This window comes from Streptomyces sp. KR55 (assembly GCF_052245645.1).
Taxonomy (GTDB): domain Bacteria; phylum Actinomycetota; class Actinomycetes; order Streptomycetales; family Streptomycetaceae; genus Streptomyces; species Streptomyces flavusporus.
The window spans coordinates 1-7,655 of record NZ_JBQQCE010000474.1 but is presented as its reverse complement, the minus strand read 5'-3'; the positions used below and the strand labels follow the sequence as shown (position 1 = coordinate 7,655).

Genomic DNA, 7,655 nt, shown 5'->3' with positions numbered 1-7,655 from the left:
AAGCGCTCGGTTACAAGGTCAGCCTCGAACCCGCCGCAGCCTGATCCCACACGATCCACACCCGACCTCGCTACCGCTCGGCCGGGTGCTGCCGCCTGCCCGCTGACGCATCGATTTTCGGATTAGGCTTCCGGTCATGTTGAAGGTGGGCCTGACCGGTGGGATCGGCGCCGGCAAGAGTGAGGTGTCGCGGCTGCTCGTCGAGTGCGGGGCCGTGCTGATCGACGCGGACCGCATCGCGCGCGAGGTGGTCGCGCCGGGCACGCCCGGTCTCGCCGCGGTCGTCGAGGCCTTCGGGGAGGACGTGCTCGCCGAGGACGGCAGCCTGGACCGGCCCAAGCTGGGCTCCATCGTCTTCGCCGACCCGGACAAGCTCGCCGTCCTGAACTCGATCGTGCACCCCTTGGTGGGGGCCCGCTCCCGCGAGCTGGAGGCGGCGGCCGCCGAGGACGCCGTCGTCATCCATGACGTCCCGCTGCTCACCGAGAACGGCCTGGCGCCGCTGTACGACCTCGTGGTCGTCGTCGACGCGAGCCCCGAGACCCAGCTCGACCGTCTCGTACGGCTGCGGGGCATGACCGAGGAGGACGCACGCGCGCGTATGGCAGCCCAGGCGACGCGCAAGCAGCGTCTGAAGATCGCGGACATCGTCATCGACAACGACGTACCACTGGATGAGCTTCAGCGGCGCGTGAAGGACGTATGGGCCGATCTCGTCCGGAGGGCGCAGACGTCCCAGGAGCCGCCCCAGGAATAGCGGCCCCACGGCCGGGCGTTGAATCCGGTCAGTAAGGGAAGGACTCTGCCGTGCCCGACACCAGCGGATCGACCGGACGTACTCCGGAGACGCATGTCATAGATTTCCGAGCCGCCGAGCACCTGCTCGCCGCACGGGACCCGCGGGGCGCGGTGAAGCTGCTCGACGGAGTCATCGCCGCGCACCCGGAGAACACCGCGGCCCGGCTGCTGCGTGCGCGTGCCTTCTTCGCGGCCGCGCAGCTGCGGCCGGCGGAGCTGGAGTTCACCATCGTCCTGGAGCGTGAGCCGGACAACGCGTTCGCCCACTTCGCGCTCGCCCGGACGTACGAACGCCAGGGGCGGCCCGAGCAGGCCAAGCGCCACTTCCGCCTGGCGGCCGCGCTGGACCCGAAGCCGCAGTATCTGAAGGCGGCCCGCTTCGACGGGTGAGAGCGCGGTGGCCCCGCTGAGCAGGCGCTACGGGGCGCGGTCGTCCGGCGGCCGGTACGGCGGGACGTCCGGGCCCGGCTGGTAGTGCGGGCCCTGCCGGATGTGCCTGAGGATCACGGCGAGGTCGATGGTGACCACCAGCCAGAACACACCGCAGGCGATCGCCCACCCCGGCCGCCCGGCCAGAGTGAACGCGACCGTCCCGAAGATCGCCCAGAGCAGCCCCCACACGCTCAGCCAGAAGCGCATACGCAGTGCACTGCGCGCTGTCACCGGCTCACTGCCCGTACGCATCGGATCACCACTCCTCCTTGAAACGTACTCTTTGATGCGGACGTTCTCCAAAGGCGGAGGCCAGGCAAAGGCACCTCATGCGTCGCGGACGCCGGCGAACTGACCGAGGCTGCGATGCGACACCGGCGCCTGTGCTCCGCCTTCGCCGCCTTCGCCACTCGAACGGGTGAACCCGGGGTGGGCGGGAACGGGCGTGCGGATGCGGTCCGTTGGACGGGCATGGAGCTGAAAATGCGAGAAGGACACCACGGGACGGGTCCCGGAGCCATCACCCCGGACGGCTGCGCAGTCGAGCTCTACTCACGGCTGCCCGTCGGCACCGAGCCGGAGATCATCGCCGCGGCCGTGCCCGCGGGCGCGCGCATCCTGGAACTCGGCTGCGGAGTGGGCCGCATGACGCACCCGCTGCTGGAGCGCGGCTACTCGATCACCGCTGTGGACGAGTCCCCCGACATGCTCGAACGCGTCCGCGGTGCCCGCACGGTATGCAGCCCGATCGAGGAACTAGACCTGGGCGAGAGGTTCGACGCGGTCCTGCTCGCATCGTTCCTGGTGCACACGGGGGACGTGGAGGTGCGGCACGGCCTGCTGCGGACGTGCGTCCGCCACCTGGCGGACGGCGGCTGCGTGCTGATCCAGCGGGAGGGCGAGGACTACCACACGAACGTACCGCGCGAGCGGGTCGATGCCTCCGGCTTCACCCTGCGGATTGTGTCGTCGGAACCGCTCGGGGACGGCACGAACTCGGTCCGCGCGGAGTACGAGTTCCCGGACGCGACATGGACCCAGACGTTCCGTGCCCGGCCGCTGACGAAGGAGGGGTTCGAGGAGGCGCTGGCGGAGGCGGGGCTCAGGGTGGACGAGTATCTGACGGAGGACCGGATATGGGTGAGGGCGGTCGCGGCGGACTGATGGCCGGGGCGGCTGCAGGGAGGGCATGGGAGGGATTTCCCGTCGGACTGCGATGAGTTCCGGAGCGCGGGCGGGTCTACCCAGCTGACAGCATCACGGACCGCTTCACCCAGGAGACCCTCATGTCCGAGTCCACCGCTTCCGCAGCCTCCGTCGCCTCGTCCGGCATCGTTGTCGCGGAGTCCGAGACCGCGCGGGGGCGTCGCGCCCGTATCGCTCTGCGTTCCCTCCAGGTCGTGCTCGCGCTCTTTTTCGCGACCGCGAGCGCCCTCCCCAAGCTGATCGGCCACTCTTCGGCCGCCGAGATCTTCGACGACATGGGCTGGGGCAGTGCCGGGATGTACGCCGTCGGTGCACTCGAACTGGCCGGTGCGGTCGGCCTGTTGCTGCCCCTGCTGCAGTCCGTTGCGGCGATCGGGCTGAGCGGGCTGATGGTGGGCGCGTTCATCGTCCAGCTCACCGTCTTCGACGGCGAGCATGCGGCGACACCCCTGATCCTGCTCGTGCCGCTCACTCTGATCGCCTGGGCACGGCGGCGACAGAACGGGGAGTTGCTGCGGGTGCTGCTTCGACGGGGGTGAGTGGCGTCTGGGGGCGGGGTCGGTCGCGTGGTGTTGATCGGCCCTGTGGTGGCGGGTGCCGGCGGTGAGGTGACGGTCGACCCCGCGGTGGCAGTGGTGTCCGGTGCCTGCAGTCGGCGTGCGGGCGAGTGCTCTCCGGACCACCGGAACGCAGCGCTGCTCAGTCTGCCCTGAGTTCCGGTTCGCGTCGGGCCCTCGCGTTGGGCCTACGTCTCACCCCTCCGGTCCGCCGCGTGTCCTCGGTCATTGTCCGCCGGGACGGCCTCCCAGGCCGCCCGGACCGCCGAGGCCGCGCAGGGCCCGTAGGCGTTCCAGTTCGCGGCGGTCCCGTTTGGTCGGTCGGCCGGTGCCTCGGTCGCGGATGCCGGCCGGAGCGATGACCTCGCGGGGCGGGGGCGGCGGGCTGTTGTCGACGTAGCACTGGACGGCCACCGGGGCGCCGACCCGCTTGCGGATCAGGCGCTTGACGACGACGACCCGCTCCCGGCCCTCGTGCCGCAGGCGCACCTCGTCGCCGACGCGGACGGAATGCGCGGGCTTGACACGCTCGCCGTTCACGCGCACATGACCACCGCGGCAGGCCGTGGCGCCCTGGGAACGGGTCTTCACCAGCCGCACGGACCAGATCCAGCTGTCGATGCGGACGGTTTCGCCGTTCGCCGGCCCGGCCGCCTCGGCGGCTGCCACAGAGGCGGCAATCTTCGGATCCACGGCCTTCGCATCCACGGCCGTCGGTTCCACAGCTTGCCGGTCCGCGCCGGCCGTCGGATCCGTAGCCGTCGGGTCGACGGCCTTCACGCGGATGTCTGTGTCTTCCCGAGCGTCGGCCGCGACGGTACGAGGCACATCGGAGGCACGTTCGGCGGAGGTGATGGCGGCGTCCCTGCCGTTCCTCCGTCCCTTCCGGCCATTGCTGCCGTTTCTGTCCTTGCCGGTGCGCTCCGAAGCCATGCTTCGACCTTAGTCCCCGGGTTCGGTTGCGTCCGAACGCCTTTCGTGGCCGGTCAACGAGTAACGAGTACGTCTGGACCAATGGCCCTGCATCCCTCATGATGACGCCGCCATGACAACATCGTCCTCGGATGGTGACCGTGCGCGGATCCTTCGTGAGAGCCACACTGACCGCCGTGCTCCTCATGGCGCCCACCCCCGCGGTCGCGCAAGAGCCCGCGGTCCCGCAGGGACCCCGGGTCGTCCGGGAGCCCGCTGCCGCCGCCGAATCCGCGTCCGTCACGGCCGCGTCGGACTGGACGCCCCCGCTCAGCACCCGTGGCCGCTGGATCGTCGACGCCGACGGAGAGCGGTTCAAGCTGCGCTCAGGCAACTGGCACGGAGCAAGCGGGACCTGGAACGGTTCGGGAAGCGCGGACGAGGACGCCAACCACCACGCCGGCGAGAACTCCGGCCGGATGCCGCTCGGCCTGGACCGCGCCCCCATGGCCGAGATCATTGCCGGCTTCCTGGAACTGGGGATCAACAGCATCCGGCTGCCCTTCTCCAACGAGATGATCCACGACAGCCGTCCTGTCACCGACGGTTCCGTCGCCGCCAACCTCTCCCTGCGTGGCAAGACCCCGCTCGAGGTGTACGACGTCGTGGTCCGTGAGCTCACCGCCGCCGGACTCGCGGTGATCCTCAACAACCACACCAACACCACCCGCTGGTGCTGCGGAGTCGACGGCAACGAGCGCTGGAACGCGAGCCAGTCCACCGGGACCTGGGAGAACGACTGGCTGTTCATGGCCCGCCGCTACAAGGACAACCAGCGCGTCGTCGGCGCCGACCTCTACAACGAGGTGCGCCGCAACGTCTGGGACGACCCCAACTGGGGGCTCGGCGACAACCACGACTGGTTCGCCGCCTCGCAGAGCGTCGGCGACCGCATCCTGACGGAGGCGAATCCCGACCTTCTGATCATCGTCGAGGGCATCAACTGGACGGGCATCCCCGTCGACGGCTTCGCGCACGAACGCCCCACCCTGGAGCCCGTACGCCGCCTCTCGCACACCCTCGTCGACTCCGGCAAGCTCGTGTACTCCGCCCACTTCTACGACTACACCGGCCCGAACCACAGCGGAGCCACCGGAACGGGCGAGACCAGCGACCCCCGCTACCGCGACCTGAGCCCGGCCGAACTGATCGACGTACTGAACCGCCAGGCCTTCTTCGTGACCGCCGAACAGGACCAGCACTTCACCGCCCCCGTCTGGATCAGCGAGTTCGGCATCGGAGGCCGGGACGAGACCGGCGTCAAGCAGCGCGCCTGGTTCGAGAACTTCGTCGATCATCTGATCCGTACCGACGCCGACTTCGCGTACTGGCCGCTCGTCGGCTGGCACGACGACCGCAAGGGCAACGGCTGGGCCCTGCTGCACTGGGACTCCGCAGGCAACCGCATGGGCCTGTACGACGGTGACGACTGGCGGGCCGCCGCCTGGACCCGGCTCATCGGCGCCCAGGGCCGCACCGGTCGCGTCGCCCCCGTGACGGAGTGGTCGATGCTCGCCCCCGACCACGGCGACGTCGTCCAGTCGCGGCGGATGAGGGCGCTGCCCGACTGGGACTCCGGTGCCCGCAAGGCCGTCTGCCCCGACGGACAGCGCCTCCTCGGCCTCAGCCACACCGGCAACCGCGGCCTGTGCTCCGACGTGTCCGCCGGCCCTCTGTGGGACCCGGCCGGCGGACACGAGGTGGTCGTCGACGAGCGGCATGTCAGGCCGGGCCAGGACTGGGCGTCGGGGTACACCAAGCTCCAGTGCGCGGACGGTCACTTCCTGACCGGCTACAGCGTCCGCGGAGCCGCCGTTTCCGCCGCCCTGTGCGCGGCCGCACCGTCCGGCAGGCTCGGCACGATCGGCCGTACGGTCTGGTTCGACCGGGGCGACAACAGGGGCTCGGCCCCCAAGGGCGGGGACTTCGCGCAGGGCCACTACAAGGGGCAGTGCGCGGACGACGAGTATGCGGCCGGGATCGCGTACACGGGCCGGGTGGGCTCGGCGCGGACGCCGGATGCGTTGTACTGCCGCAAGCTGGGCTGACCGCCCGGCGCAGCCGGATCTACGGTGGATCCATGGACGCCGGCAGCCTCTCCGCCCTCGACCAGCGGATCGCGGGCTGCCGGGCGTGTCCGCGGCTGGTTGCCTGGCGTGAGGAGGTGGCCCGTACCAAGCGCGCCGCCTTCGCCGGCTGGACGTACTGGGGGCGGCCCGTCCCGGGCTTCGGCCCGCCGGACGCCCGGCTGCTGATCGTCGGCCTGGCCCCGGCCGCGCACGGCGGCAACCGTACCGGCCGGATGTTCACCGGCGACCGGTCCGGGGACGTGCTGTACGAGGCGTTGTACGACGTGGGTCTGGCCTCACAGCCCACCTCCCGCACCGCCGACGACGGCCTGGAGCTGTACGGCGTACGCGTCACCGCGCCCGTCCACTGCGCCCCGCCCGCCAACCGACCCACCCCCGAGGAACGGGACACCTGCCGCCCCTGGCTCGTACAGGAACTGCACCTGCTGCGCCCCACCCTGCGGGCGGTGGTCGTGCTCGGCGCCTTCGGCTGGCAGGCCGCGTTCCAGGCGTTCGCGGAGGCGGGCTGGACGGTGCCGCGGCCCCGGCCGGCCTTCGCGCACGGCGCGCGGGTGACCCTCGACGGACTGGACCTCTTCGGCTGCTTCCACGTCAGCCAGCGCAACACCTTCACCGGCCGCCTCACCCCTCAGATGCTGCGGGACGTGCTGCGCGGAGCGGCGCGTACGGCGGGCCTGGCGGCGCGAAATTGACGGGACACGGCCGCCGTGGCGACGTTACGGTGCCCCGATGGGCCTCTATCCGGAGATCGAACCGTACGACCACGGCATGCTCGACGTCGGTGACGGCAACCGCATCTACTGGGAGACCTGCGGCAACCCGCACGGCAAGCCCGCGGTGATGCTGCACGGCGGGCCCGGCTCCGGCTGTTCCCCGAGCTTCCGGCGCTACTTCGACCCGGCCGCATACCGCATCGTGCTGCTCGACCAGCGCGGCTGCGGGCGTTCGACGCCGTCGGCGAGCGCGTACGACACCGACATGAGCGTCAATACGACGCCGCACATCATCGCCGACCTGGAGCTGCTGCGGCGCCACCTCGGGATCGAACGGTGGCTGGTGTGGGGCGTGTCGTGGGGGTCGGTGCTCGGGCTGCGGTACGCGCAGACGCACCCCGGTGCGGTGTCCGAGCTGGTGCTGACCGGTGTCGCGACCGGTTCGAACGCCGAAGTGGCGTTGATGACCAGGGGGCTTGGCAGGATCTTCCCGGAGGCCTTCGAACGCTTCGTGGGCGAACTGCCCGTGGCCGAACGCGACGGAAACCTCGCTGCCGCGTACAACCGGCTGCTGGAGTCCCCCGATCCGGCGGTGCGGGAGCGGGCGGCGCGTGCCTGGACCGACTGGGAGACGGCGATCATCCCAGCCCCGCCGCGATCCGTGGAACGCTACGAGGACCCGGCGTTCCGCATGGGCTTCGCCCGCACGGTGACGCACTACTGGGGCAAGGACCACCTGCTGGGCGAGGGCGTCGACGACGATGTCGTCCTGCACGACGCCCACCTGCTGAAGGGCATCCCCGGCACCCTCGTCCAGGGCGCCCTCGACTTCGGCAACCTGCTCGGCATCGTCTGGCGGCTGCACCACGCCTGGCCGGGCAGCGAGC

The 7,655-nt window shown here is 70.8% G+C and carries 9 protein-coding genes; 7 read left to right on the top strand and 2 right to left on the bottom strand.

Translation table 11 applies throughout. From position 1 onward, the window contains the following. Window positions 1–136 precede the first annotated feature (136 nt). Together coaE and ACTWQJ_RS42315 are read left to right on the top strand one after the other, a co-directional pair. Window positions 137–757 (top strand): dephospho-CoA kinase, encoded by a 621-nt coding sequence (coaE, locus tag ACTWQJ_RS42320; RefSeq protein WP_443311735.1) that lies wholly within the window; start codon window positions 137–139, stop codon window positions 755–757. Window positions 758–807: 50 nt separating this feature from the next. Next, the gene (locus tag ACTWQJ_RS42315; RefSeq protein ID WP_385258448.1) at window positions 808–1,188 is read left to right on the top strand and encodes a tetratricopeptide repeat protein; all 381 of its coding nucleotides are present in this window, start codon (window positions 808–810) and stop codon (window positions 1,186–1,188) included. Window positions 1,189–1,215: 27 nt separating this feature from the next. On the opposite strand, the gene ACTWQJ_RS42310 is transcribed toward ACTWQJ_RS42315, so the two are convergent. After that, on the bottom strand, window positions 1,216–1,482 hold the full coding sequence (locus ACTWQJ_RS42310; RefSeq protein ID WP_443311734.1) for a DUF6343 family protein: 267 nt from the start codon (window positions 1,480–1,482) through the stop codon (window positions 1,216–1,218). Window positions 1,483–1,713: 231 nt separating this feature from the next. Here ACTWQJ_RS42310 and ACTWQJ_RS42305 point away from each other — a divergent pair, with 231 nt between their 5' ends. Both ACTWQJ_RS42305 and ACTWQJ_RS42300 read left to right on the top strand, forming a co-directional pair. Beyond that, window positions 1,714–2,394: a class I SAM-dependent methyltransferase gene (locus ACTWQJ_RS42305; protein ID WP_443311733.1), complete on the top strand. Its 681-nt coding sequence runs from the start codon at window positions 1,714–1,716 to the stop codon at window positions 2,392–2,394. Window positions 2,395–2,516: 122 nt separating this feature from the next. Further along, window positions 2,517–2,975, top strand: a complete 459-nt coding sequence (locus ACTWQJ_RS42300; RefSeq protein ID WP_443311732.1) for a DoxX family protein — start codon at window positions 2,517–2,519, stop codon at window positions 2,973–2,975. 243 nt (window positions 2,976–3,218) lie between these two features. Here the strand turns inward: ACTWQJ_RS42300 and ACTWQJ_RS42295 are convergent, their stop codons facing one another. After that, window positions 3,219–3,716, bottom strand: coding sequence for an RNA-binding S4 domain-containing protein (locus ACTWQJ_RS42295; RefSeq protein ID WP_443311736.1), 498 nt, complete (start codon window positions 3,714–3,716; stop codon window positions 3,219–3,221). A gap of 341 nt (window positions 3,717–4,057) precedes the next feature. Here ACTWQJ_RS42295 and ACTWQJ_RS42290 point away from each other — a divergent pair, with 341 nt between their 5' ends. The 3 genes from ACTWQJ_RS42290 to pip form a co-directional block, all read left to right on the top strand. Further along, window positions 4,058–6,013 (top strand): glycoside hydrolase family 5 protein, encoded by a 1,956-nt coding sequence (locus tag ACTWQJ_RS42290; RefSeq protein WP_443311731.1) that lies wholly within the window; start codon window positions 4,058–4,060, stop codon window positions 6,011–6,013. Window positions 6,014–6,045: 32 nt separating this feature from the next. Next, on the top strand, window positions 6,046–6,747 hold the full coding sequence (locus ACTWQJ_RS42285; RefSeq protein WP_443311730.1) for a uracil-DNA glycosylase: 702 nt from the start codon (window positions 6,046–6,048) through the stop codon (window positions 6,745–6,747). A 37-nt stretch (window positions 6,748–6,784) separates the two neighbouring features. After that, on the top strand, window positions 6,785–7,655 hold an 871-nt coding region (pip, locus tag ACTWQJ_RS42280), incomplete at its 3' end, for a prolyl aminopeptidase (protein WP_443311729.1).